Annotated in this window: 27 protein-coding genes and 2 rRNA genes; 1 reads left to right on the top strand and 28 read right to left on the bottom strand. The window is 35.7% G+C overall.

Features of this window, described 5'->3' with window-relative positions; translation table 11 throughout:
• Positions 1 to 506: 506 nt before the first annotated feature.
• The 15 genes from I7822_RS26240 to metG all read right to left on the bottom strand — a co-directional run bounded on the left by I7822_RS26240 (position 507) and on the right by metG (position 16,089).
• Complete coding sequence (locus I7822_RS26240; protein ID WP_207982015.1) at positions 507 to 1,133, bottom strand: 50S ribosomal protein L25/general stress protein Ctc; 627 nt, start codon at positions 1,131 to 1,133, stop codon at positions 507 to 509.
• Positions 1,134 to 1,669: 536 nt separating this feature from the next.
• Positions 1,670 to 2,623, bottom strand: coding sequence for a ribose-phosphate diphosphokinase (locus tag I7822_RS26235; protein WP_207982014.1), 954 nt, complete (start codon positions 2,621 to 2,623; stop codon positions 1,670 to 1,672).
• 19 nt (positions 2,624 to 2,642) lie between these two features.
• Positions 2,643 to 4,019 carry a bifunctional UDP-N-acetylglucosamine diphosphorylase/glucosamine-1-phosphate N-acetyltransferase GlmU gene (glmU, locus tag I7822_RS26230; RefSeq protein WP_207982013.1) on the bottom strand — a complete coding sequence of 459 codons (1,377 nt, stop codon included), beginning with the start codon at positions 4,017 to 4,019 and terminating at the stop codon, positions 2,643 to 2,645.
• Between the two features lie 578 nt (positions 4,020 to 4,597).
• A complete protein-coding gene (gene spoVG, locus I7822_RS26225; protein WP_046517517.1) occupies positions 4,598 to 4,888 on the bottom strand; it encodes a septation regulator SpoVG in 291 nt (96 codons plus the stop codon).
• Between the two features lie 258 nt (positions 4,889 to 5,146).
• On the bottom strand, positions 5,147 to 5,521 hold the full coding sequence (locus I7822_RS26220) for a RidA family protein (protein WP_207982012.1): 375 nt from the start codon (positions 5,519 to 5,521) through the stop codon (positions 5,147 to 5,149).
• 1 nt (position 5,522) lies between these two features.
• Positions 5,523 to 6,368 (bottom strand): pur operon repressor, encoded by an 846-nt coding sequence (gene purR, locus I7822_RS26215; RefSeq protein WP_066333527.1) that lies wholly within the window; start codon positions 6,366 to 6,368, stop codon positions 5,523 to 5,525.
• 59 nt (positions 6,369 to 6,427) lie between these two features.
• Complete coding sequence (ispE, locus tag I7822_RS26210) at positions 6,428 to 7,297, bottom strand: 4-(cytidine 5'-diphospho)-2-C-methyl-D-erythritol kinase (RefSeq protein WP_207982011.1); 870 nt, start codon at positions 7,295 to 7,297, stop codon at positions 6,428 to 6,430.
• Between the two features lie 381 nt (positions 7,298 to 7,678).
• Positions 7,679 to 7,867 (bottom strand): small, acid-soluble spore protein, alpha/beta type, encoded by a 189-nt coding sequence (locus I7822_RS26205; RefSeq protein ID WP_207982010.1) that lies wholly within the window; start codon positions 7,865 to 7,867, stop codon positions 7,679 to 7,681.
• A 357-nt stretch (positions 7,868 to 8,224) separates the two neighbouring features.
• Complete coding sequence (gene veg / locus I7822_RS26200; RefSeq protein WP_026562427.1) at positions 8,225 to 8,494, bottom strand: biofilm formation stimulator Veg; 270 nt, start codon at positions 8,492 to 8,494, stop codon at positions 8,225 to 8,227.
• 403 nt (positions 8,495 to 8,897) lie between these two features.
• Positions 8,898 to 9,779: a sporulation peptidase YabG gene (gene yabG / locus I7822_RS26195; RefSeq protein WP_207982009.1), complete on the bottom strand. Its 882-nt coding sequence runs from the start codon at positions 9,777 to 9,779 to the stop codon at positions 8,898 to 8,900.
• A 355-nt stretch (positions 9,780 to 10,134) separates the two neighbouring features.
• Positions 10,135 to 11,019, bottom strand: a complete 885-nt coding sequence (gene rsmA / locus I7822_RS26190; protein WP_207982008.1) for a 16S rRNA (adenine(1518)-N(6)/adenine(1519)-N(6))-dimethyltransferase RsmA — start codon at positions 11,017 to 11,019, stop codon at positions 10,135 to 10,137.
• The gene (gene rnmV / locus I7822_RS26185; protein WP_207982007.1) at positions 11,019 to 11,576 is read right to left on the bottom strand and encodes a ribonuclease M5; all 558 of its coding nucleotides are present in this window, start codon (positions 11,574 to 11,576) and stop codon (positions 11,019 to 11,021) included. Before rnmV ends, rsmA begins: the two co-directional genes overlap by 1 nt.
• Before the next feature lie 242 nt (positions 11,577 to 11,818).
• Positions 11,819 to 13,012: a G5 and 3D domain-containing protein gene (locus tag I7822_RS26180; protein ID WP_207982006.1), complete on the bottom strand. Its 1,194-nt coding sequence runs from the start codon at positions 13,010 to 13,012 to the stop codon at positions 11,819 to 11,821.
• 241 nt (positions 13,013 to 13,253) lie between these two features.
• On the bottom strand, positions 13,254 to 14,024 hold the full coding sequence (locus tag I7822_RS26175) for a TatD family hydrolase (protein WP_207982005.1): 771 nt from the start codon (positions 14,022 to 14,024) through the stop codon (positions 13,254 to 13,256).
• 82 nt (positions 14,025 to 14,106) lie between these two features.
• Positions 14,107 to 16,089, bottom strand: a complete 1,983-nt coding sequence (gene metG / locus I7822_RS26170; RefSeq protein WP_207982004.1) for a methionine--tRNA ligase — start codon at positions 16,087 to 16,089, stop codon at positions 14,107 to 14,109.
• Positions 16,090 to 16,800: 711 nt separating this feature from the next.
• On the opposite strand from metG, the gene abrB reads away from it, so the two are divergent.
• On the top strand, positions 16,801 to 17,082 hold the full coding sequence (gene abrB, locus I7822_RS26165) for a transition state genes transcriptional regulator AbrB (protein ID WP_066333556.1): 282 nt from the start codon (positions 16,801 to 16,803) through the stop codon (positions 17,080 to 17,082).
• A 242-nt stretch (positions 17,083 to 17,324) separates the two neighbouring features.
• Here the strand turns inward: abrB and rsmI are convergent, their stop codons facing one another.
• The 13 genes from rsmI to I7822_RS26100 all read right to left on the bottom strand — a co-directional run.
• Positions 17,325 to 18,206: a 16S rRNA (cytidine(1402)-2'-O)-methyltransferase gene (gene rsmI / locus I7822_RS26160; protein ID WP_207982003.1), complete on the bottom strand. Its 882-nt coding sequence runs from the start codon at positions 18,204 to 18,206 to the stop codon at positions 17,325 to 17,327.
• Between the two features lie 7 nt (positions 18,207 to 18,213).
• The gene (locus I7822_RS26155; protein WP_207982002.1) at positions 18,214 to 18,486 is read right to left on the bottom strand and encodes a GIY-YIG nuclease family protein; all 273 of its coding nucleotides are present in this window, start codon (positions 18,484 to 18,486) and stop codon (positions 18,214 to 18,216) included.
• A gap of 60 nt (positions 18,487 to 18,546) precedes the next feature.
• The gene (locus I7822_RS26150) at positions 18,547 to 19,302 is read right to left on the bottom strand and encodes a tRNA1(Val) (adenine(37)-N6)-methyltransferase (protein WP_307847891.1); all 756 of its coding nucleotides are present in this window, start codon (positions 19,300 to 19,302) and stop codon (positions 18,547 to 18,549) included.
• Between the two features lie 195 nt (positions 19,303 to 19,497).
• A complete protein-coding gene (gene yabA / locus I7822_RS26145; protein ID WP_207982000.1) occupies positions 19,498 to 19,869 on the bottom strand; it encodes a DNA replication initiation control protein YabA in 372 nt (123 codons plus the stop codon).
• A 13-nt stretch (positions 19,870 to 19,882) separates the two neighbouring features.
• A complete protein-coding gene (gene ricT / locus I7822_RS26140; protein WP_207981999.1) occupies positions 19,883 to 20,710 on the bottom strand; it encodes a competence/sporulation regulator complex protein RicT in 828 nt (275 codons plus the stop codon).
• A gap of 2 nt (positions 20,711 to 20,712) precedes the next feature.
• Positions 20,713 to 21,705, bottom strand: coding sequence for a DNA polymerase III subunit delta' (holB, locus tag I7822_RS26135; RefSeq protein WP_207981998.1), 993 nt, complete (start codon positions 21,703 to 21,705; stop codon positions 20,713 to 20,715).
• Between the two features lie 15 nt (positions 21,706 to 21,720).
• A complete protein-coding gene (locus tag I7822_RS26130; RefSeq protein ID WP_207981997.1) occupies positions 21,721 to 22,161 on the bottom strand; it encodes a YaaR family protein in 441 nt (146 codons plus the stop codon).
• A gap of 68 nt (positions 22,162 to 22,229) precedes the next feature.
• The gene (gene darA / locus I7822_RS26125) at positions 22,230 to 22,559 is read right to left on the bottom strand and encodes a cyclic di-AMP receptor DarA (protein ID WP_207981996.1); all 330 of its coding nucleotides are present in this window, start codon (positions 22,557 to 22,559) and stop codon (positions 22,230 to 22,232) included.
• An 82-nt stretch (positions 22,560 to 22,641) separates the two neighbouring features.
• Positions 22,642 to 23,271 (bottom strand): dTMP kinase, encoded by a 630-nt coding sequence (tmk, locus tag I7822_RS26120; RefSeq protein WP_207981995.1) that lies wholly within the window; start codon positions 23,269 to 23,271, stop codon positions 22,642 to 22,644.
• 5 nt (positions 23,272 to 23,276) lie between these two features.
• Positions 23,277 to 24,719, bottom strand: a complete 1,443-nt coding sequence (locus tag I7822_RS26115; RefSeq protein WP_207981994.1) for an aminotransferase class I/II-fold pyridoxal phosphate-dependent enzyme — start codon at positions 24,717 to 24,719, stop codon at positions 23,277 to 23,279.
• 166 nt (positions 24,720 to 24,885) lie between these two features.
• The gene (locus I7822_RS26110) at positions 24,886 to 25,089 is read right to left on the bottom strand and encodes a sigma factor G inhibitor Gin (protein WP_243459689.1); all 204 of its coding nucleotides are present in this window, start codon (positions 25,087 to 25,089) and stop codon (positions 24,886 to 24,888) included.
• Between the two features lie 691 nt (positions 25,090 to 25,780).
• Positions 25,781 to 25,896: ribosomal RNA gene (gene rrf / locus I7822_RS26105) — 5S ribosomal RNA — on the bottom strand.
• A gap of 211 nt (positions 25,897 to 26,107) precedes the next feature.
• Positions 26,108 to 26,233: ribosomal RNA gene (locus tag I7822_RS26100) — 23S ribosomal RNA — on the bottom strand; the annotation flags it as partial.

Genomic DNA, 26,233 nt, shown 5'->3' with positions numbered 1-26,233 from the left:
ACAAATCATCTTAGAAAAGCGCAAGCACCCGTTTAGCGACGTAGAAAAAAGAGCACTCCTTATGAGATACAGCGAGACTTCCATCAGTGGTTTTCTGATGGATAGCGAGACTTATCGGACATTTATGGGCAGTTATCATTTACTGCCCGTTAACGTGCGGCAAAGGAAACACGAAGAGCACGAGCGTTCGATGTTGACTTAGCGTATAAGGAGTGTGAAATTCACTAGGCGCTGGGCGCTGGAGCTAGCCACCATAAGTAAAAAGATTTTATTACCTTATTATCAACTTAAAAATGCATCTGACTTTATTATATACTTATCATTAAACTTTTACATTTTATTTTCTATTATTGAGACTATTTATATAACAATAGCACAAAAGTTGCTTCCTCAAAAGTAAAGTGTCAGCCCTCACCAATGGCATTTTTAAAGAAAAATGAGTTTTCTCTAAAAACAATTGGTTACAGGCTGACACTATATATTAAATATGATCTTTCCCTCTTGTATTACTCAGCGTTATGCTCACGACCCTCTTCATTTTCAGGAGTTCCAGCTTCTTGCTCTTCTCCACTATCAATTTCTTCTTCTTGTTGAGGAGGGAGAACGGATGCAATTACCTGTTCCTCATCTTGAACAAATGAATAGTTCTCATTATTCGGAATATCCTTTATCAATAGTGTCTCATTTACTCCAAGGTTCGTAATATCAACATCAATCGTCTGTGGAATATTCCCTGGTTTCGAAGTGATTGTTACTTCATGAAGTGGTTGCTGTAAAACACCACCATCCTTCACTCCTAGTGCTTCACCTGTTAAGTGAATCGGTACTTCAACTTGTACATCTGATTTCATGTCCACTATATGAAAATCTGCATGGACAATTTCATTTTTTAATGGGTCTTTTTGCATATCATAGAGCATGACTGCATGTGATGATCCATTAACATCTAGAGTAATAATTGAATTCTTACCTTCTTCTCTTAATGTCTTAATTAGTTCAATACTATCTAACGCTACTGATTTATTTTCCGAAGCCTTTCCGTAAATAACTGCGGGTATTTTACCTGATTCACGAATCTTTCTTTTAGCCGAGTTTGTGAATTCCGTTCTTTCTATTGCTTGTAATGTTGTCATATTAACACCTTCCTAACGAATTTTACCTATATCTATTGTTTGCCCATAACTAGGAAGGTATAAACATTTTTTTAAGAAAGGCATAACAAAAGCGCAAGCGCCTTGAACAGCCTAAGGCAAGCATAAGGCGCTTAAGAATAGAAGGTGTTCTTTACCTTCAATTCTTAAGTGGCTGTAGACCCAAGAGGGGCTAGGCGCTAGAGCTGGATCCCAAGCGCTTATCCACAGTACAAGAATTTTATAATTTCCTAGACGATAAGAAAAGCGCAAGCGCCTCGATCATCGCCGTACAAACTGGAGGAGCATCGACTGAGATAAAGGAAACATGGTAAGCGTAGCGAACCGATGTTGACTTATCGTAGGGAGATGATCTGAAGTTTGATAGGCGATAGGCACTGGAGCTGGATCTCAAAGTCCTATCTACGGTAGAAGAATTTTTTTCGAAAAACAAAAAAGCCTAACCTTAAACAAAACTTCTCAGGTGAATTGTATGGTTCACTCACCGGAAAAATGTTTAAAATTAAGCTTTAATTATATCAATCGAAAAGTAAACTTACTGATTGCTTTTCATGTACACGTATAATAGCTTCACCCATTAATGGAGCCACAGATAATTCAACTAATTTATCAATACGCTTCTCTTCAGGTAATGCAATTGAATTTGTAACAACTAGTTCTTTAATTTTAGAATTTTGAATACGCTCAATAGCTGGACCAGATAAAACTGGATGTGTGCAACAAGCATATACCTCTTTAGCACCATTTTCAACAAGCGCGTTAGCTGCTAGGGTAATCGTTCCTGCAGTGTCGATAATATCATCGATTAGGATTGCTGTTTTCCCTTCGATATTACCAACAATATTCATCACTTCTACAACATTAGGTCTTGGGCGTCTTTTGTCAATAATCGCAATAGGAGCTTTTAGCTTATCTGCCAATTTACGAGCACGTGTAACACCACCATGATCAGGGGAAACAATGACAATATCATCTAATTTCTTACCCAGGAAATATTCCCCTAAAATTGGAACTCCCATAAGATGATCAATTGGTATATCAAAGAATCCTTGAATTTGTGGTGCATGTAAATCAAGCGTGATAACACGAGTTGACCCTGCTGTTTCTATAAGGTTCGCCACAAGCTTTGCTGTGATTGGTTCTCTAGCTCTTGCTTTACGATCTTGTCTAGCATAACCATAGTAAGGAATAACGAGGTTAATCGTTTTAGCTGATGCACGCTTTAAAGCATCTATCATAATTAATAGCTCCATTAAGTGTTCGTTGACAGGACCACTTGTTGATTGGATAATATATACATCACAACCACGAATACTTTCTTCGATATTAATTTGAATTTCTCCATCACTAAAGCGAGTTACAGAACTCTTCCCTAAATCAACCCCAACAATTTCAGCGATTTCTTGTGCTAAAGCAGGATTAGAGTTTAGCGTAAATATTTTTAAATTAGAATCTCCATAGCGATTAGACATGGTAAAGTGAAAACCTCCATTAGGAATTTTTATTATTTAAACGATCGACATAATTCTCTTTATTTACTTGTCTTGATCGCGCAACCGATAACGCCTTTTCTGGTACATCATCTGTAACTGTTGATCCAGCAGCAACATATGCTCCTTTACCAATCGTTACAGGTGCAACTAAGTTAGAATTACAGCCTATAAAAGCACCATCTTCAATCTTTGTTAAAAACTTATTCTTACCATCATAATTAACAGTAATAGATCCACATCCAAGGTTTACATCTGCACCGACCTCAGCATCTCCAATGTAGCTTAAATGAGATGCTTTACTTCCTTTACCCATTGTCGACTTTTTGATTTCAACGAAGTTCCCAATTTTCACTTCATCAGAAATAGTAGATAAAGGACGAATATGAGCAAATGGCCCAATTGCAACACTGTTACCAATATGACTATCATGGGCAACAGATTGTCGGATTGTCGTTTCATTTTGTACTGTGCAATTTTTTATTTCTGAATTTGGGCCAATAATGCAATTTTCACCGATTACAGTTTCACCAATAATCATTGTTCCTGGATAGATAACTGTATCACGTCCAATAACGGCATCTGCTGAGATATACGTGTGATCAGGATCAATTAACGATACACCATTTCTCATATGCTCTTTATTGATGCGTTGCTTCATAATTTTTTCTGCCTGTGATAACGCAATTCGGTCGTTTACTCCCAAAGTTTCATCAAAAGAAGCAGTTTGATAAGCTGAAACGATCTTGCCTTCTTTTTGGAGGATTTCAATTACATCTGGTAGGTAATATTCTCCTTGAACATTATCATTCGATACATTTGATAATGCTTTAAATAATTCCTTATTATCAAAGCAATATGTACCTGTATTAATTTCCGGAATACCTCGTTCTAATTCAGTAGCGTCTTTATGCTCAACTATTTTTTCTACCGTTCCCATTTCATTACGAACGATGCGACCATAGCCAGTAGGATCATCGGCTTTTGCAGTTAAGATCGTTGCCATTGCATTTGTTTCTTGGTGATGAGTTAATAAAGAATTAAGAGTGTCTGGCGTGATAAGGGGAGTATCACCGCAAATAACAATCGTTGTTCCTTCTTCATTCTCTAAGTATGATGCAGCTTGCATAACAGCATGAGCAGTCCCTAACTGTTCACTTTGCAAAGCATACTCACTAACATCTCCAAGTTCTGATTTTACTATTTCAGCACCATGACCAACAACAGTAACAATCTTTGCTAAGTCTAATTTAGATACATGATCTAAAACATGCTGTACCATTGGTTTTCCACATACAGGATGTAGAACTTTATATAGTGAAGATTTCATCCGTGTGCCTTGACCTGCAGCTAAAATAACTGCGAACCGATTATCCATTTACTAGGCCTCCATTTTAATATTTAACCTTTTTCAAAAAACATTTATACGTAAATACCTATTTATCCATAAAAAAATATATCCTAAAACAACGAGCATTTCAAGATAGCATTTAAAAGTACATGATATTTCTAATTTTATCATAGTTTTATTTTTTAGTACGAAACTACAGAACTTTAACAAATACTGAGGAAAGAGTAGCACCCGTTTAGCGACGTATAAACTAGAAAGAGACTTAAAAGGAAACACGAAGACGATGTTGACTTAGAGAATAAAGAGTGTGAAGTTCACTTCCCTTTAGCACTGGCGCTGGATAACATAGTGTTATCCACAGTACAAGAATTTTATAATTTCTTGAACAAGAACAAAAGCGCAAGCGCCTTGAACAGCCTCGGGCAAATAAGACGCTTAAGAATAGAAGGTGTTCTTTACCTTCAATTCTTAAGTGGCTTATGACCTCGAGGGGCTAGGCGCTGGAGCTGGATGCCAAGCGCTTATCCACAGTACTAGAATTTTATAATTTCCTAGACGACAAAAAAAGGACTCTGCACACTATATGCAAAGTCCCTTTTCATATTTTATGAAGCACCTGCTTCTTCAAATTCTACTTCTAGCTCACCTAAACGATGATATTCAGCTAATACAGCATCTTGAATCTTTCCGCGTGTATTAGAGTTAATAGGGTGTGCAATATCTCTGAACTCTCCATCAGGAGTACGCTTACTTGGCATCGCAACAAAGAGACCGTTATTTCCATCAATAACACGAATATCATGAACAACAAATTCATGATCTAGTGTGATAGATGCAATCGCTCTCATACGACCTTCGGTATTTACGCGGCGTAATCTAACGTCTGTAACTTCCATTCTGTTCACCACCTTTTCCCCCATATGAAAAACTTTAGTTACTAAATTCAACGTTTTTTTGTTTATTCCTGCATTATTTGAAAATTTTTTTAATTTAGCCTAATAAATTTTAGACGATTCATAATAAAATACATTACTTCCCTTACATAATGGAGTGGAAATCAAAAAGCTAGACACAAAGGCAAAGTAAAATTACATATAATTTTTAGCAAACAAAAAACCAACCGCATATTATACGATTGGTAATTAAAAGGATATTTATTTAATTAATGCTATAACTTCAATTTCTACAAGAACATCCTTCGGAAGACGTGCAACCTCAACACAAGAACGTGCCGGCTTATGCTCTGCAAAATAATGGCCGTAAACATCATTAAATGCAGCAAACGAATTCATATCCTTAAGAAATACTGTAGCTTTAACAACTGATTCAAGTGAAGCTCCTGCCTCTTCTAGTACTGCTTTTAAATTTTTAAAAACTTGGTGTGTTTGTTCAGCGATATCTCCTGTAACCAACTCGCCCTCAGCAGTTAAGGGAATCTGACCTGAGCTATAAAATAGGTTACCTGCAATAATACCTTGAGAATATGGACCAATAGCAGCTGGTGCCTGATTTGTACTTACAATTTTCATACTAATCCTCTCCAATCTCCTTATCCTTCACAAACTGTAAATATGTTCCTGCCATAACCTGAATGTGTTTTTCACGAGTATCTACATCAGTTAATTTCACGAGAGAGACGTATTCGTCTACCAATCTCTCTTCTACTCCCTCAGTTTCTACAAGAACACCGATACCTGCCACATTAGCCTTGAACTCTTCCAATAGGCTAATCATGCCATTAATTGTACCCCCAGCTTTCATGAAGTCATCAATAATTAATACATTTGAACCTTCTTTTAAACTTCTTTTTGCTAAGAGCATCGTTTGTATACGCTTAGATGAACCAGAAACATAATTAATACTTACTGTAGAGCCCTCTGTTACCTTACTATCTTTTCTTACCATAACAACTGGCACACCAAGCTGTCCTGCGACTGCATAGGCGAGTGGTATACCCTTAGTTGCTACTGTCATAACCACATCAATTTTACGGTTACTAAAAACCGTTGCAAATAATCTTCCCAACTTGTTTACAATAGAAGGGTTACCTAGGATATCCGTTAAATACAAATAACCTCCTGGAAGTAACCTTTCTGGTTTAGCCATTAATTCACAAAGCTCGTCAATGAACTGTAATGCTTCATTTGCCTCGACTTGTGGGATAAACTTCACTCCACCAGCAGCACCAGGTACGGTTAGTAAAGTTCCAATTCCGTGTTGCTCAAAAGTCTCTTTAATAATCGTCAAGTCTTCGCTTATGGAAGATTTAGCTGATTTATATTTCTCAGAAAAGAATGTTAATGGCACTAACGAATGTGGATGATGAAGCATGTAGTTTGTCATATCCACAAGACGACCACTACGACGAAATTTCATGAAATGGTAACCTCCAAAATCCGAATATTATTAAAGTAAATATAACTTAATATCCGTATTTAATCAAGGCTGTTTCGTTCTCCAAGCATTCTTACTGCAAAAACTTGGTCACAAAATCCCCTTAAGCCATTATAAACTCTTGGCAAGCGTGATTCATATTGCACAAGACCAAAAACTGTTGGTCCGCTACCACTCATTAATACTGCGTCAGCGCCAAATCGTTTCATTTGGTCTTTGATATTTGCGACTTCAGGATACATATGTAATGTTACACTCTCTAATACATTTCCCATAAGATTGCATATTTGATCATAATCACCGATTTTTAACGCTTCGATCATCCCCTCTACATTAGGATGTTGAATAGAGTTGATGTTTAAGTTCTTATATACGTCAGCTGTAGAAACACCAATTGTTGGCTTTGCAAGTACGATCCAACAATGTGGTGGTGGAGTAATATGATGAATGATTTCACCTCTACCAGTAGCTAACGCAGTCCCTCCATATACACAAAAAGATACATCTGATCCGATTTCTGCTCCTAGATTTGCTAATTCATCTAGAGTTAAACCTAAATTCCATAACCGATTTAGCCCTCGTAAAGTTGCAGCCGCATCACTACTTCCTCCTGCTAAGCCTGCAGCTACTGGAATTGTCTTTGTAATTGAAATAGATATCCCTTTTCTAATCTTAAATCGGTCTTTTAATAATTTTGCTGCCTGATATGCTAAGTTCCGTTGATCATCTGGAACAAATCGATTATGAGAAATAATCCGTATTTCATCATATGGTAAATCAACTAGCTCAACACGGTCGGCTAGATCTATTGTTGTCATAATCATTTTCACTTCATGAAAGCCATCCTTACGTTTGTGAAGGACATCTAATGATAAATTTATCTTCGCTGGTGCTTTTTCTAAAACACGCATTGTATTCACCTACTTTGACGATCTGAAATTTTATCAACATTGTACCACAAAAGCAGGTAAAGTATTTCCTTTTTCGACAATCTTAGAAAAGTGGACACGCCTTGCTTTGCTACGTAGTAAAAAGAGCACTCCTTATGAGATAAAGGAAACATGAAGAGCACGAGCGTTCAACTTTGTCTTAGCGTATAAGGAGTGTGAAGTTCACAAGGCGCTAGGCGCTGGAATTAGATACAGAAACTTAGTCCTGATATTTAAATTCTGAATTTGTAATGTTTTAAAACTCATTAACATATGTTTAAATCCCTATAGAAAGAAAGGGCTGACTACAAGAACAGTCCTCAAAATGAGAATACTGAACTTACTAGTCAACCCTGCCGCTTTTTATTTATTCCTACTGTTCTGTTTAGCAAGCTGTGATTGAGCTAATTCAACTGCGCGCTTAACCATATTACCAGCATCACGTGACCGAATTGCTCCCCAGCCTTCTTCTTTAACTGTATCGTAAAAACCTAAGTCTTTTGCCAATTCATATTTAAAGCTTTCAGACATAATTCCACGACGTCTGCCCATGCTAAAACACATCCTTTCAAAGGATAAGCTTGGATTTGAAAGAAGAAATTGCACTACGGCATTTTATATCATTTGTATTAAAACAACATATTATGAAGATAATTAATTGTTAAATTCTGCCTTTTATGCATAAAAAATGGCATAAGCTTATTAAATCTATGGCTCTGTTAAACTTGATTGTTGATTTCCGCTGCAGGCATTTGCATTCCGCGGGCGGTCCAAAAGCCTCGTCGGTGCTTTGCACCTGCATGAGTCTCACGCCTTACGCTCCAAAAATCAACAGCGAGCTTTAACGAAGCCAAATCTATAGTAATATTCCTTTTTTTCCAAAAGAAAAAACAGTAAACAATTCGCTGTCTACTGTCCACTAACTGCAAATGAACCTGTTGTATCTTCAAAAAATGTTAATTGTACTGTTTCAGTTAAAACATCAGCATAGCTGTAAGATACACGTTCAAAAGAATTTTCATCTTGATCAAGCTCAATAACAAAGACAGATGGATAGGTTTCTGCAAGTACACCACAGCGTTCTATCGTTTTTCTACGACCACCGTTTGCTTTAAGAGTTAATCGTCTGCCAAGATTACCATCCAAGGACTTTTTAATATCCGTTAGAGTTTTTCCCATTGCATCCACCTCACTAGTATAATTATACATCTTAAGCCTATGTAATGTCAAATAAAATTTAAATTATATCAATAACTTTTCCCTACTGTCAATAAATTATTTTCAACAAAATTCTCACTCTACCTACATGTAGTTTGATCAAAGTCGGGCACTTTTATGTGTAAAAATGAATGTTTTTTTTATTTCTTAACTAATTGTTCATTTTTTGACTGAAAACAACTTAAATCATAGGGTTTTTTGGGATTATTAATAAGAAATAAACATTTGGAATAGACACTCCTCTAAGAATAAATAACCATGATTTTTATCAAAAAAAATAGATTTTTTTTTAGAATTACCTCGAAGTTCTTGCTCTTACACAAAAAAAGCCACTTACATTACTTAAATGATAAGCGGCAAAATATTATTGAAGATCATGTTTTCTATATGGCATACCTGTTCGAAGTACGCCCTTTGTTTCTACACCACCAAGTCCTTTTTCTCTTGTTAGGGTATTTCTAAGAACATCCCACACATTAATTCTCTCAACAAAAGGTGTAAAACTTATTTTTGCAACAATGTATACCGGGTCTAATGCATGAATATTAACTCTTGAAGGCGAGCTGGCAAAATTAGCACCTGCACGAATTAAAGATTCAAAGTGAGACTGACATGCTCCTGCAAATATGACTAGCTGGTCAAGGTGTGGAACTTTATTACGGGCATTTCTTACTGTTTGAACAAACTGTTTAGAATGCCGATATGCATTTAAATCATCTATATTTCCTTTATGTTTTGAATAAGCATCATGGCCCGTCACCACTAATATATCTGGACGGTATTTATCTAACAGCCCGATTATTTTTTCTGGCATCTCTTTTTCACTTACATGTATTCCATTTACTGGGACCCCGATCTTTTCATATAAGGATAAACACTTCTGTAAATAAAGTGGATCTCCATCAACATGAAGAACTCTTCCTGGTATATGAAAAAACTCTTCATTATGACTATAGCTAGATGTTGCGTAATATTCCTGTTTTTCTCGCAATAGTTGATAATCCTGCCTAAATAAATAATACGATTGATCAATGATTTCCTTTTCCTTTTGCTTACGGCTATTTTTTTCCTTTTCATCAACAACAACTAGGTCATTACATTGTGCATCTGCTATTAGCCTAAATTCATCACCATATAAAATTGCAACCTGCTCACCATTAGCAGATGTTTTTACATCAATCACTCTAAATAACAGGTCAAGCTTATAGGATTTTCTTGCTACTACATCTCCAATTTTCACCTGCATGTTTATCACTCCAATGTTTAAAAAGCGCTAACGGCTTGCTCAGCCTAGAGAGAAAGACGCTCATGATTAGAAGGTGTTCTTTTTACCTTCAATTTATGAAGGGCTTAGCGCTGCAGCTATATACAAAAACTCCGTTCAAAATCTAATTCCCTCTAATAAGGTATCCTCCTCTAGCCTATGTTGATTTTATTAATTTGTGATATCACATCGTAAAAAACATAAAGGTGTCACTAACTCCCTAAATTTCTGATTCAACTAAACGGCAAAAAATCTAGACTTAGTCAAAAATAGACTACATCTAGATTTCTATACTTTTTATTTATGCTGTTATCTTAAAATTTACTAAGGTGAAACACTAAGCATTTGTGAGCATTTTATCTAATGCATCACTTAGCTTAGCAAACTCTTCAATGGAAAGAGACTCTCCTCTTCGTCTTCCATCGATATTTACTTGTGACAATGTTTCTTCTATCACCGTTTTTAATTCTTTTCCATTTGGTAAGAAATGAACCAAATTATTTAGCAGTGTTTTCCTTCTCTGTGCAAAGCTAGCTCGGACAATTTTGAAAAAGAATGATTCATTTTCCAATTCAACAATTGGCTTATCTCTTACTAATAAGCGTATAATTGCTGAATCAACATTAGGCTGAGGAACAAATACTGTTTTAGGAACAGTCATAACTGTTTTTGCATCCGTATAATACTGTACAGCAATAGATAACGAACCATATTCTTTTGTAGATGGTTTAGCTGAAATTCGATCTGCCACCTCTTTTTGAAGCATTACAACGATCCCTTTAAGTGGTAATTGATCTTCTAATAGCTTCATTATGATTGGCGTTGTTACGTAATAAGGTAAGTTTGCTACAACCATAATTTCTTCACAGTCGCTAAAGTTATCCTTTACCGCTCCTTTTAAATCTGCTTCTAAAACATCTTGGTGAATAATTGATACATTAGGATATGGAGCTAATGTTTCATTTAAGATTGGGAGCAATCTTTGGTCGATCTCATAAGCGACAACCTTTTTTGCCCTTCTAGCAAGCTGTTCTGTTAACGCACCTATTCCTGGTCCAATTTCAATAACACCCGTTTTATCAGTTACATCAGCATGATCAACAATTCTTGATAATATATTTGGTTCTATAAGAAAATTTTGACCTAAACTTTTTTTAAAGGAAAAGCCGTACTTTTCTAATATTGCCTTAGTTCTAACTGGTGTTGCAATATCCTTTATCATTAATTATTCTCCTCCTGTAAGATCGTGGTTACTGCTTTTATGTATTCTTCTCTACTTATTTGAAACATTTGCAGTCTTTTATGAAGTTGTTTTCCATTTGTATAGCCGATTTTTAATAAAGTGCCTAATTTTTCACGTCTAGCCCTTGCTCGATTTCCACCCACTAGACCAGCTTCTAATAAATCATCCAAAAATATTTCACTAATGAATTCATCCATTTCTTCTTTTACTGACTGTAAAGCAGTACGTATTGATTCAACAGACGCGTGTTCAACCCCTATACCCCTGCCATTTTTCGGTCTTGCTTCCTCTTTAGGCAAGAAAGCATGTTTACAGCCAGGGACTTTCTCTGAAATTGTATTTCTTATCTTTTCACCAGGAAAATCCGGATCAGTAAATAAAATGACACCTCTTGTTTGTTGAGCAAGCTTAACTTGCTCTATAACTGACTCACCAATTGATGATCCATTCGTTTCAATTGTATCTGCATCAACAGCTCGTTTAATAGCTGTTGTATCATCTTTTCCCTCAACAACAATAATTTCTTTTATTTTCATTTTTTCCTCCAAATGATGAAACTTTTTACAGAGTTGAATCGTCTACTATATAGAAACTAATTAAATATCCTAGTTAGTTTTGTATCTAGCTACAGCGCCTATACTCTCGAATCTGAAGCCACTTTTACTTTCAGGTAAATAAACATCTTCAATTCAAAAGCATCTTATGTTTGTCGTACCTGTTCATTGCGCTTTTCTATTATAACGCAAAAAAACAGAGGGATAAAAACCCTCTGCCAGTTCTAATCTAATATTTTTATTTTTACTTTTTTCGAACCCCATCGATAGGCAGCTGATTTTGATGGTATGAACACGTCGATTTTGTTTCCCTTTATTGCTGAACCTGTGTCAGCAGCAACTGCATATCCATAGCCCTCGACATACACTTTTGTACCTAGTGGGATCACATTCGGATCAACTGCAATCACCTTAGCATTAGGATTTGCCCGTAAATTGACTCCTGTAGCTGTTGTTCCTGAACAACCATTACAATTTGCCGTATAAGCTGTTGAGCTAACATAAAATTCTTTTGCAACAGAATCATTTCCGCGTGAAACAGTAGCAGTACTTACTGGGCTGGCAACCTTTGTACCTAAAGCGACAACACGATCTTTACTTTCTTCAACAGTTTCTGTTTTAAGTAGTTTCCTAGAAATCTCTTTCCCATTTTCAACAACAACTTCATAGTGCTTCTTTTGTTTACCTTCTTTTCCAGAATCAATAACTTTCTGCTTCCCTTTATCAATGCTGCTATCGTTTTTCGTAACAACATCAAAGGCAATTGGTTCTTCCACTACATCGGTGACTTTTTCTATACGTGTAACCGTTATGGCGCTCTTTTCATTGATTTTTGCTGTAAGAGCCGGTTGAACTTCATCTAATTTGTTTAATTTAACGTTGTGTTCTTTTAAAAAGTCAGCGACAGTAGTCGAAGTAGTCCAAACTTGTTGTTTTTCTTCGCCAACATTTAGTGTAAGCTTGAATGCTTTATCAATGGTTAGTGACAAATCTTTTTCAATCTTTGTGTCTAATGCTGGTTCAATCTTATCATGCTCTGTAACATCTAGGTTCTCTTGCTGTATTAATTCTTTCACTGTATCCGCTGTCGTCCAGATTGTCCTTCGCTTCTCGCCTATTGCAACATTTATTGGTTTAGAAGCTTCATAGACTATTTCCATGTGATCTTCTATCTTTTTACCTGCTGCAGGTGAGATGCTATCTTCTTTTCTTGTATCTATTTCTATTTCTTTTAGTAATGCACTCACTGTATCCGCATGAGTCCGTATCTTCTCTTCTTTACCGTTTACAGTCAATGATACAGTATCCTTCGTTCCCTCATATGTACCATAAGCGGTACCTGACCCTAATACTAGTAAACTAGCAGCAGAAAGGACAACCTTATTTTTTATTACTTTTTCGGAAAACAGCTTTTTCATGTTTTGAATGAAAATGAAAAACGCCTCCTTCTTCCTCGTGGATTATATAGAGTATCTGTCATCTTGTCAACCCTCTCGACGTTGTCTCAATTTTCCAACGTATTCATAATTATGCGCAATAATAAGACAAAAGTGAAGAAAGAGTTATCGACAAATATATCCTATGAAGGAGATGAGACATGTAGAACTTTTAGATATTGTAACCAGCAGGACAAGCTATTCCAAAACTCGACATGTTTCCTTATCGAGTTATGCCGAATAATTTCCTCGCATTGTCGGAAGTTTTTGTTGCTACTTCCTCCAAAGTAACTCCTCTTAACTCTGCAATTTGTTCAGCAACATACTTCACATAGCTTGGCTCATTGCGCTTTCCTCTAAAAGGATGTGGGGTCAAATACGGGCAATCGGTCTCAATTAAAAGCCGATCCATCGGTATTTCTTTGACGACTTCCTTTGGTTTTTTCGCATTTTTAAAGGTTACAGGTCCCCCAAAAGATATATAGAAGTTCATATCCATACACTGCTTAGCTACCTCGAGGCTACCTGTAAAGCAATGCATAATACCGCCTACTTCACTTGCATTCTCTTCCTGCAGAATTCTTACAACATCTTCTGTAGCATCACGGTTATGAATAATAATTGGAAGCTTAACCTCTTTTGCTAATTTGATTTGTTTACGAAAAACTTCCTTCTGTATATCTTTAGGGGATTTATCCCAATAATAATCCAGTCCCATCTCACCTATTGCAACAACCTTCGGATGTGAAGCTAACTGTTTAATCCAATTTAGATCTTCATCCGTCATATCAATTGCATCAACTGGATGCCATCCTACAGCTGCATAGATCATGTCATATTGATCAGTTAATTCCATTGCTTTACTAATCGTATCCCTATCAAAACCTACCACCACAATATGTGTTACTTTTTCATCTTTTGCTCGCTGAATGACCTCTACTATATCTTCTTCGTATTGAATCGCATTTAAATGAGCGTGGCTATCAAATAGCATTATTTACCTCTTCCTTTCCATTCGACAAATCAAAGAGGTGTTCTACAAAATGTTACACGTGGAACACCCCTTTTTTATTTTGTTATTTTACTCTTGAACCATTAGGTAGACTAGCATCAACCGTAGCAACTGACAGGACATCATCCTGTGAACCTGCTAAAATCATCCCTTGAGAAAGCTCACCGCGAAGTTTTACTGGTTTAAGATTAACAACACAAATGACTTTCTTACCGATTAATTCTTCAGGTTTATAAAATTTTGCAATTCCAGAAACTACCTGTCTTTTTTCGTAACCTAAGTCTAATTGGATTTTCAATAGGCGATCTGCCTTTTTAACTGGCTCTGCATGGATTACCTCTGCTACACGTAAATCAACCTTCATAAAATCATCGATTGTAATTTCTTCTTCTATTGATGGAGCTTCTACTTGCTTCTCTTCTTGTACAGGGACAGACCCCTTCATTTGCTCTTTAATATATTGGACTTCTTCCTCAACTTCTAGACGTGGGAAAATTGGCGCCTGTTTATTCACCTGTGTTTTATTAATTTGACCAAAGCTTGTAATACTATCCCAAGCTTTAAGACTTTCATCTTCAATCCCTAACTGATTAAAAATATGATTTGGTGTTTCTGTTAGAAATGGCTTTAATAATACAGCCGTAATACGTAATGACTCTGCCAAATGGACCATAACTGAGGCTAACTTATCACGATTAGCTTCATCTTTTGCTAACACCCATGGCTGTGTCTCATCAATATATTTGTTTGTTCTGCTAATAAATTGCCATAAAGAAGAAAGAGCAATTGAAAATTCCATTTTATCCATAGCATCCTCGTACTTTTTCACAGTATTTTGTGAAACTGTCACAAGTTGCTCATCAAATTCTGTTTGGACTCCATTATACTCAGGTACTTGTCCATTAAAGTATTTATCAATCATTGCTACAGTTCGATTTAATAAATTCCCTAAGTCATTTGCTAAGTCATAATTTACACGGTCAATAAAGCCTTCAGGTGTAAAGACTCCATCTGAACCGAATGGAACCTCTCTAAGTAAATAATAACGAAGGGCATCTAATCCATATTTATCAATTAATGTGACTGGATCAACAACATTGCCTTTAGATTTTGACATTTTGCCATCTTTCATTAAAAGCCAGCCATGTGCAAATACTTTCTTAGGTAGAGGTAAATCTAAAGCCATTAACATAATTGGCCAGTAAATAGTGTGGAAACGAACGATCTCCTTTCCTACAATATGAACATCTGCAGGCCAATACTTTTTATATTTCTCATCATGATCAGTCCCAAACCCTAGTGCTGTAATATAGTTAGAAAGTGCATCAATCCAAACATAAATAACATGCTTTGGATCTCCTGGGACTTTTACTCCCCAATCAAATGTTGTACGTGAAACAGCTAAATCCTCAAGACCTGGCTTAATAAAATTATTAATCATTTCGTTTTTTCTTGATTCTGGCTGAATAAATTCAGGATTTTCATCATAGTAGGCTAAAAGACGATCAACATATTTCCCCATTTTAAAGAAATAGGATTCTTCTTTTACCAATTCAACAGGGTGGCCACTATCAGGGCTTTTCCCACCAACTATTTTCCCATTCTCTTTTATAGGATCTACAAGTTGAAGCTCTGTATAATAGGTTTCATCTGGGACAGAGTACCAGCCCTCATATTCATCTAAATAAATATCGCCTTGTTCAACAAGCTGTGTAAAAATTTTCTCTACAACCACCTTATGTCGGTCTTGTGTTGTTCTTATAAAATCATCATAAGAAATATCCATCTTACCCCATAAAGTTTCAATACCTGAAACAATATTATCAACATATTGTTGCGGAGTAACATTGCTTTCCTCAGCTTTACGTTGAATTTTTTGACCATGTTCATCAGTACCAGTTAAATACATAACATCGTATCCACGCATCCGTTTATACCGAGCCATTGCATCCCCAGCTACTGTCGTATAGGCATGTCCAATATGTAACTTTCCACTTGGATAATAAATTGGAGTAGTAATATAAAATGTTTTTTGACTATTCTCCATTATGTAACCTCCTCAATATTCGAAAAGCGCAAGCGCATGTTTAGCGACATATGAACTAAGAGCACTCCCTATGAGATAAAAGAAACACGTAGAGCACGAGCGTTCGATGTTGACTTAGCGTTTAAGGAGTGTAAAGTTCACTTCTGCTTTAGCGCTGAAGCTAGTCACTAAAACTTTGTCTATAACCTTATACTTGGCTTTTCATTTCAAAAAACGCTCTCGCCCCTAAGGACGAGAGCGTTATGAAAAAACTAATATTCAAATCGATCAAATTAAATAGTGACCTAGCATTACGAACCTATCCATCCTTGATCATTTCATACTCTTTATGATACCATCTTGGCCCCTAATATCAAGAATATATACATAAAGATTTTTGATTTCTACAATTCGACATCTATTTCGACACAAACATAGAAGATTTGTCGAAAATTCTGTAGTTCATTTAGAAAAATATAAAGGTATTTAACAATATAAAATTTCCATTTTCAGGTTTAGATTCCATGTTTTGAGGGTATATATTCAATAAAACCTTATACCTACAAGGATAAAAAACCTCCACCTATTTTTTTACATGGGAAAATAAATAAAATGATTGACGATTATTGGAAACATTGATATGCTTAAAAAGCAAATCAGTTTTTGTCGAATATTGACGAAGTTTAATTTAAAAACATAGAGAATGTCAAAATTGAGAGGAGATTTATCATTATGAAATCTACTGGTATTGTACGTAAAGTTGATGAGTTAGGCCGTGTGGTTATTCCAATCGAACTACGACGCACATTAGGTATTGCTGAAAAGGATGCTTTAGAAATTTATGTGGATGATGAAAAAATCATTTTAAAAAAATATAAGCCAAACATGACTTGTCAAGTTACTGGAGAAGTTTCTGACGACAATCTTGCATTAGCTAATGGTAAGTTAGTTCTTAGCCGTGAAGGTGCAGAACAAATTTTAGCAGAAATTCAAAACCAACTAGTTCAAAAGTAATTAGTTAAAAAAGAGGGTTCTGACACTCATATTTTGAGTAATCAGAACCCTCTTTTCATTAGGCTCTTTTCTAAAAGATTGTTGTTCTTTAAATCGCTTCTTGAACAAAACCGTTTTAGGTTGAATAGAACAGATATTCAAGACTCCTACGGAAGCAGCGGGACAGGTGAGACTCATGCAGTCAACCATTCCCAAATACTTATAGCAACAAAGTTGGCGGAAACAGTCTTTCATTAAGACATTTAATCAATATGATATGCTTGATAAACTTCTCTCTTTTGGATGCCTCTTTCAATTGATACTCGTTTAATTGCCTCTTTAGAAGGTACATCTTGCTCAATGTAATGTTCCACATGATCCATTATGGTTAATTCACTCCACCACATATTTTCATCAGTTGAAAACTCATCTTCATCTGTTCCTTCAACTATAATACAAAATTCACCTCGTATCTCATTTTCTTCAGACCACTTAATTACCTCATCAATATTTCCTCGTATAAATTCTTCAAATTTCTTTGTTAATTCTCTTGATAAACAAATCGAACGATTTCCTAAATACTCTTTCATGAGCTGTAACGTTTCTTTTAATCGATGAGGAGATTCATAAAGGATTATTGTTTCAATCCTTCCTCGTAAAGATTCAAGCTGATTTTTCTTTTCCTTTTTTTGACGATCTAAAAAGCCAAAAAAGTAAAAGGGCTGTGGACTAATTCCTGAGGCAATTAATGCTGTTAATGCAGCATTTGCACCAGGTAGAGGGATAACACTCCCCCCTAATGCAAGTACTTGTTTAACTAATTCACTACCTGGATCAGAAATTGTTGGCATTCCCGCATCACTAATAAGAGCAATATTTTTCTTTTGTTGTAACAATTCCAGCACTCTGTTACCACTTGTCTCCTTATTATGCTCATGATAACTAAAAATCGATGTTTCTATTTCAAAATAATTACATAATTTTCTAGATTGACGAGTGTCTTCAGCAGCAATTAAATCGACTTCCTTGAGGATTTTTATTGCACGGAATGTCATATCCTCTAAATTTCCAATTGGAGTGGGAACTAAATATAAATCTCCTATTTCCTTCTCTCCATTATGAAAGCTTTTTTGCCTTTTTAGCATGTTCCCTTCACCCTTCTATTTCATATGTTTCACTGCTTATGTATTTTTCTTTAGCCTTTCTTGGTAGCTTTTTAAAGGATATTTCCATTTTTAAAGCTTCACTTTTTGTTTTAAATTCTTCTGAATACAATAACTTAACCGGAGTTCTTCCTCTTGTATATTTAGCACCTTTACCATTATTGTGTTTTTTTAATCTTTCGCTTATATCGACTGTATATCCTGCATAATAACTCCCATCACTACATTCAAGTACATAAAAATAATGATTTGTTTGTTCCATATAAACTCCTTATGGCCTATTCCACGCAAGCATTTAGCATATAATAATGTCACTCGTTAATTAGCGAGTATCGTCCTCTTTATCTCCATATAATATCGTCCGGATCTCATTTGTATATTCATTTTCTCCATTATAAACAAATATTGGGGGCAGCATTTTTAAATCTGAATTGCCTCCCTTGATCCCTTCAATTAACAATGTATTTGCATCTTTCCCCAGTTTAGGAAAAACAAATTGAATTCGTTTTGGTTCAACTCCATATTTCCTCATTAATTCTACAATATCAACAAGCCTACCAGGTCGATGTACAAGTGCAATCTTCCCACCTTGCTTCACAAGCTGACTACTAGCTCTAATAACATCCTCTAATGTACAAAGGATCTCATGCCTGGCAATTGCAAGATGCTCATTTAAATTTTGTTTATCCCTCTGAGGGGTAGCGAAATAAGGAGGATTACATGTGACAACATCGAATTTCCCAAACCCTAGCTCCTTCGGCATATCTTTAAGATCACCATGAATCATTTCTAACTGATGTTCTAGTTTATTATAAGCAATACTTCTTACTGCCATATCATACAGTCTCTCCTGAATCTCCACTCCAATTACTTTACCCTTTGTTCTTGTACTTAGTATTAATGGAATGATCCCATTCCCTGTACACAAATCAATAATATTCCCTTTTTGAATGGGCATATAGGTAAACCTAGAAAGTAAGACTGCATCTAAAGAAAAAGAAAAGACTGTTGGACTCTGAATAATCCTAAGATCCTCAGCTAATAAATAATCTAATCTTTCATCACCTATTAATTTCACCATAAATGTATGACTCCTTTTAGAAATAAAGAACAAAAGCGCAAGAGACGGTTAGTGACGCGAAAACGGAATACTCCGTATCTAGCTGTGGCTCCTAGCAATAATCCTGAAACGATAAAAAAAGACTGACACATATCAAAGGGTTTTGTCCCTCCATGGTTCTTCTAGAGGGCAAACCATCATGAGTCAGCCGCATTACTTCTTATTTAGGAATGATAAGCAAAATAAACAATCTCCATCTTTACGAATACTGCCATAATGTAAGTTACAAATATGAAAACCTTCTTGATACAATCTTGCTAAGTTATCATACCCTTCACCTATATCAATTTGATTATGTTTCGTTTGTTGCTTTTCCTTTGATTTTTTTTCCTTTGTTTTCACACTAGTTGGGTTAATTAATGTTGAATCTAATCTACGGCGTAAATTCTCATTTTCGATTATTAAATGGTGATTTTCTTCAATGAGTTCACCTAGATATTGCTTCAACTCACCCAATTGAGTGTATAAAGATCCTATTTGTTGTTCCATGCTGTTTATAGATTCAAATATCTCTTTTTTATCCACTTGTTCCACCTCATCAATCTGTGGATTGCATTGGAACTACGCCTTCTTTCTGCAATTCATCCCAAGTGTATTCTACCACGCGTTCCTGTTCTACTAGATTTACCTGTATAATTTGCTCTAATATATTTAGGCCAATAACCTTACCTAGTCCATTAGGAGTACCAATCATTTCGCCTAAATCCGGTAAAAGTTCTTTAGCAGATTCATACTCATCGTTTTCATACTTTAAACAGCACATTAAACGACCACATAAGCCCGAAATTTTTGTTGGATTTAAAGACAAGTTTTGATCTTTAGCCATTTTAATCGAAACAGGCTCAAAATCACCTAAAAATGTAGAACAACATAACATGCGGCCACAAGGTCCAATTCCACCTAACATTTTTGCTTCATCTCGAACACCAATTTGTCTAAGCTCAATTCGTGTTTTAAAAATAGCCGCCAAATCCTTGACAAGCTCACGGAAGTCAACGCGACCATCTGCTGTGAAATAAAAAATCACTTTATTACGGTCAAATGTATATTCGACATCGACTAATTTCATATCTAAACCGTGTTCAGAAACCTTCTTTTGACACACATCATAAGCTTCTTCTGCTGCATCTTGATTTTCCTGAACCATCAGTCTGTCTTTATCATCTGCAAGTCGGATGACCTTTTTTAAGGGGAGTACTACGTCATTCTCCTCAACCCTTTTATTATTTAATACGACTTTACCGTATTCAATACCACGAATTGTTTCTACAATTACAAAGTCGTCATCCTCTATATGAAGACCATTAGGGTCGAAATAATATATTTTGCCCGCCTTTTTGAAACGAACACCTACAACATCATACAAACTTATCCCTCCTGCAATGTTAAAACCAATTTTTCCATCAATAATTGTGGATTTACATTGGCATGAAGCCTTTTTTTAGCCTCTAAAATAGAAGTAATCTTCTCAGTCACACTTCTTTGTGTCATTTGAAGGGCATGCTGCTTTATTTGCTGAATCAAGTCTTGATAAATGACTTGTTCCTCGTTTCCTAATTGGACCGATAAAACATCTTTATATATATATAATAACAAGTCTAACCCTGTTTCTTGCTTATCTTTATCATTAAAGTGGCTCATCCAATCTGTATGAACATAGATTGGTGCCTGTCCTTTTCGATTAACGACTATTTCATATAATTTTATCACTTTCAATCTTCCTTGCGCAAACCAATCATCTTGTGCAATCTCAATTGCTGCTTCCGTATCATTCGTTAGCTGTGAGACGAGAGCTGCTAAATGCTTAGGAATGCTTGATTCAATAAGTGCTTCTTCGATAAATTTTGGTTGTAAAGGTTGAAAAGATAATAGCTGACAACGAGATAGGATCGTATTCAAGATTTTATGATACTGCTCAGTCATTAGAATTGCAATTGTATTTGCATTCGGTTCCTCTAAAAACTTCAATAAACTGTTTGCAGCATTTACCGTCATTTTATCAGCGTGAATGATCATATAGAGCTTTCTATTAGATTCAACACCTGATTTTGAAAATTCCTCTTGTAGCGCTTGAATCTGTCCTTTCTTTATAGAAAGACCATCAGGCTCAACAATATGAACATCTGGATGGTTACCAGATTGTATCCTCTTACAATTTTTACAACTATCACACGGCTTATAATCTTGGAGATTTTCACAAAAGAAACTTTTTGCTAGAAGGATCCCTATGTCCTTTTTCCCTGTACCCTTCTTCCCCTCAAATAGATAGGCATGCGCTAACCGATGCTTTTGAATACTGTTCGCTAGTAACTTAATAACACGCGGTTGATATGACGCTAATTCTTGCCAATTTTTCGCCATTCCTATTCTCACTCCCTACGTATATAGGTTGATAAGCAATCCCTTAACTTCACCTATTTTTGCAAGGATATCGATTGTTGAGCTTTCCTTGTTCACAATTTCGTCGGCTAATTCAACAAGTGATTTATCTACCTGTTCAATAATTTTTAAAGACCGACTATTTCCATTGTAATCCCAACTTCTTGACTGTTTCATTGTCATGCCATATTCAACAGCCTCATGTATAAATTTCTTAACCAATAATTTATATTTTGAGAGATCACTAAAATTCCTTGATTTAGAAACGCGACGTCCTGCATCTTCAATATTTACTAACAACTTATTTAATTGTTCCATCTGAAGCTTGTTCCCTTGCTTCGAAATTAAATCTTGAAACCCTTTAGAAGTTGTTTGTGCAGCTTTTTGCTCTAAACCTCGTTTATCCATTGTTGAACGAATATCTTGACTAATTTTCATAAAAACCCCCATGGCGTTGTATCGCCACCATCTGTTATGAAAAAGATTATTAATCCATCTATATCACATTAAAATTGATGAAACTGCTCCACAGGAATAACAAAAACTGTTGCACCGCCAACCTCTACTTCTACAGGATATGGGATAAAGGAATCAGCATTTCCTCCCATAGGTGAAACTGGTGCAACTAGTTGATCTCTCGATTTACAATTATCCCTAATGATTTGTAAGGCTTTATCAACTCTTATATCTTCTGTCCCTATCATAAATGTCGTATTACCAGACTTTAGGAATCCACCTGAACTAGATAATTTTGTTACACGGAAATTATGCTCCATCAACGCATTCAATAGTTTATTACTATCTTGATCTTGTACAACGACAATAACTAATTTCATAATGAAAGGCCTCCTTATATTGTAACATGTTCATCTATGTGATTCATTGCTTGTTTAATAGTAATTTAATGCCAACTGGAGATTAAAATTGAAAATGCTTTTTCAAAGCATTTCTTACGTCAGAAACTACTTCTTCAATTGGTTGCTCAGCATCAATTACAATAATTCTTTCTTTAAACCTAGTAATAACCTTCTCATAACCCTCCTGAACTTTTTTATGGAATGAAAGGTCTTCTAAATCGAGACGATTTTTCTCTCTTTCCTCACTTTTTGCAATTCTTTTAAGTCCATTTTCAGGATCAATCTTAAAATAAAAGGTTAAGTCAGGCATGAACCCATTAATGGCAAATTCATTTATTGAAAGGACTTCATCAATACCTAACCCTCTTGCATACCCTTGATATGCTAAGGAACTATCGATAAATCTATCACAAAATACAGTTTTTCCTTTGTTTATTGAAGGTATAACCTTCTCGACAAGATGCTGTCTTCTAGCAGCAGCATAAAGAAGTGCTTCTGTTCTTGAATCCATCTCTGTATGTTCTTTATTTAATATCACTTCACGAATCTTTTCTGATATGCTAATACCTCCAGGCTCTCTAGTAAAGATAGCATCAATGCCAGATTGCTGTAATTCTACCATTAGCAATTCTAAAACCGTCGTCTTACCAGCTCCTTCTGGCCCTTCAAACGTTATAAATTTCCCTTTCAAAATGCTCACCTTCTTTTCATAAATATAGCTAGTTTTCCTTGTTGTATATTACGATCACCTTGAATACTTACTCCAGATTTTATTAGTTCTGTTAATTGTTCAATTAATATAGTAGTTATTGTCTCACCAATCATAATAAATGGTATTCCAGGTGGATATGGAATAATTGATTCTGCTGAATAATAGCCAATTGCCTCATCAAATGCTACCAGCTTCCTTTCACATTCATTCAAATATGAATATGGCTTTTCTAATGGTTGGATACTATTAGATTGACTAATTTTAGAATGGACTAGTTGTCTGTTAAATGTAGAGTGAGAGGGATTAGGAAACTTTCCTTTTATTTTTTCTAGTTCGTCTATTCTTACTATCGTGTTAGCGAGTGGTAAGATAAACAGCAAGTTAGTAGGATCAGCTAGTTCCGCAAAAATATTTTGTGATTCAAAGTAGTCTTGAAGTTCAAATCCTGTTAAACCATTTGTTGAACGTATCGTAACCTTTAATGGATCAGTCCTCACTAATTTATCAGTAGATCGGACGATGTCTATTTCATCAATAGAATGTATTTGCTGCTTCACAGACTCTATTGCTTGTAATATTTCGCCCTGTTTTTTATCTTCCTTTATACCTTTAAGATAAGCTCTAGCTAGATCTAATGATGCCATTATCGGATATGATGGACTACTACTTTGCAGAACTGATAAATAAAAATCAAGCTTTTCCTTATCAATTAACTTACTATTAAAATGAAGGAATGAACCCATTGTCATTGCAGGTAATGTTTTATGGGCAGAATGAACAACAATATCTGCACCTGATTCTATTGCTGAAGTAGGAAATTCATTCCCTGCTATAAAATGAGCTCCATGTGCCTCATCCACTAGTACAGGGATCCTGTGTTTGTGAGCAAGCTGAATAATTGCAGTTAAATCTATTGTTAAGCCGTAATAATTTGGATTTGTTAAAATTAATGCTTTTGCCTTTGGATAACGTCTTATTGCTTCCTTTATAGTCTCTATCTCAACATATGAAGGTACTTGATACTCATTATCCACTTTAGGTGACAAAAAAATCGGACTAGCCCCAGCTAATTGAATTCCATTGATGATTGATTTATGAGAATTTCTTTGGACTAGAACCTCATCATTTTTACTACTGGAAGCTAAAATCATCGCTAAGTTTCCAACCGTTGACCCGTTCACTAAGAAGTATGTATTCTGCACACCGTATAATGTTGCCGTTAGCTGTTGCGCCTTTGCTATCGCTTCTTTAGGATGGTGCAAATCATCCAATCCAGTTAGCTCTGTAACATCGAAAGGTAAAATTCCTCTATAGATCTGTTCTGCTTGATTCATAAAGATAGTCCCATTTTTATGTCCAGGAACATGTAAGGACAGAGGGTTCCTCTTCGTATGTTGCATTAATGCTGTAAAGAGGGGTGTTTCCATGCATATATCAGCGTCCTTTATTTTATATAAAATAATTATAACAATACTTCACTTGATGAGTATATACTTAGTCTCAATATAAAAATTTATGTATGACTTATTAACTTAAGTAAACATAAAAAAGACTGATTGAAGTCAGTCCTTTTTAATAGGTTTTAGTTTTTTATTATGAGTATAGTGGCGGGTTTTTTACCCTTCTTAATTTTTCTAAGTAATATTGGTATTTAGGATCAGATGTTTGTGTACTAGTCATTTTTTTTTCACAATCTACACAAATAAAACTCGTATAGAGATGAATTCCTGCCATTTTTTCTATATCACATATTATACAAGTTTCCCCTTTAGAACTTTGTAAACTATTAGAATTCATTTTCTCCACCTCCATACTTTATAGTTTGCCCAAACCTCTACATTGTATACACAATTTAGAATTTAATTAATATTGTTTTCTTTACTCTATGTACGGATAACTTCTTTTGTGTTTGTCTTGAATAAAAACTTAAAAAACGTCATGTATTTTATTTTTATACTTCTTCCCTAGCCTTAGGTTAGTAGTTCAAATTTGCTCATTTCAGAATTTAAGCATTTCACTTTTAAAATACACCGACAAAAAAGACCAGTATCTCTACTGATCTTTTTCTCTCTTACCTACTCTCACAGGACTTGAACAGGATGTGCTGACTTCTGCGTTGCCACAGGACGTGGCGCTTTTAGCAGAAGATCCTTATTATGTATCCATCGGCGCAGAGAGCTTAACTTCCGTGTTCGGATATCGGCTTGCGATAAGCGGCGAATCTCTTCGTCAGCTTGTTCATTCAGATCCTCATGTGCCAAGAACGCACATTCCGGTCTTCACTCTCTGCGCTTCCTTACTTGCACAGGATGTGCTGACTTCTACGTTGCCACAGGACGTGGCGTTCTTAGTAGAAGTTCCTTTATATGCTTCTCCCAAGCCTCAGGCTAGTAATTTAAATTTGTCTTCATTTCTAAATTATTAAACCTTGCGGTTTATAAAAAAATCTACAAAAAAGACCAGTATCTCTACTGATCTTCTCTCTCTTATCCGGCAACGTCCTACTCTCACAGGGGGAAACCCCCAACTACCATCGGCGCTGAAGAGCTTAACTTCCGTGTTCGGCATGGGAACGGGTGTGGCCTCTTCGCCATCATTACCAGATAATTTATTAAGTTGAAGGGATATTCCTTCAAAACTAGATAACGATTCACAATTCAATTCACTTAACTGAGTTTACGCTCTTACTTTGTCCAGCTACAGAAGCCAAATCCTACGGTAATTTCACTCTCTCGTACGAAGTCAAAGAACGACTTCTTCTAAGGTCGCTCCAATTCCCTATGGATAAAAGCTAAGCTTCTTCCGCTTTTCTATTTAGGTTAAGTCCTCGATCGATTAGTATCTGTCAGCTCCACACGTCACCGCGCTTCCACCTCAGACCTATCAACCTGATCATCTTTCAGGGATCTTACTAGCTTACGCTATGGGAAATCTCATCTTG

This window comes from Metabacillus bambusae, from assembly GCF_017497975.1.
GTDB lineage: Bacteria > Bacillota > Bacilli > Bacillales > Bacillaceae > Metabacillus > Metabacillus bambusae.
This window is presented reverse-complemented; position numbering and strand designations above follow the sequence as displayed.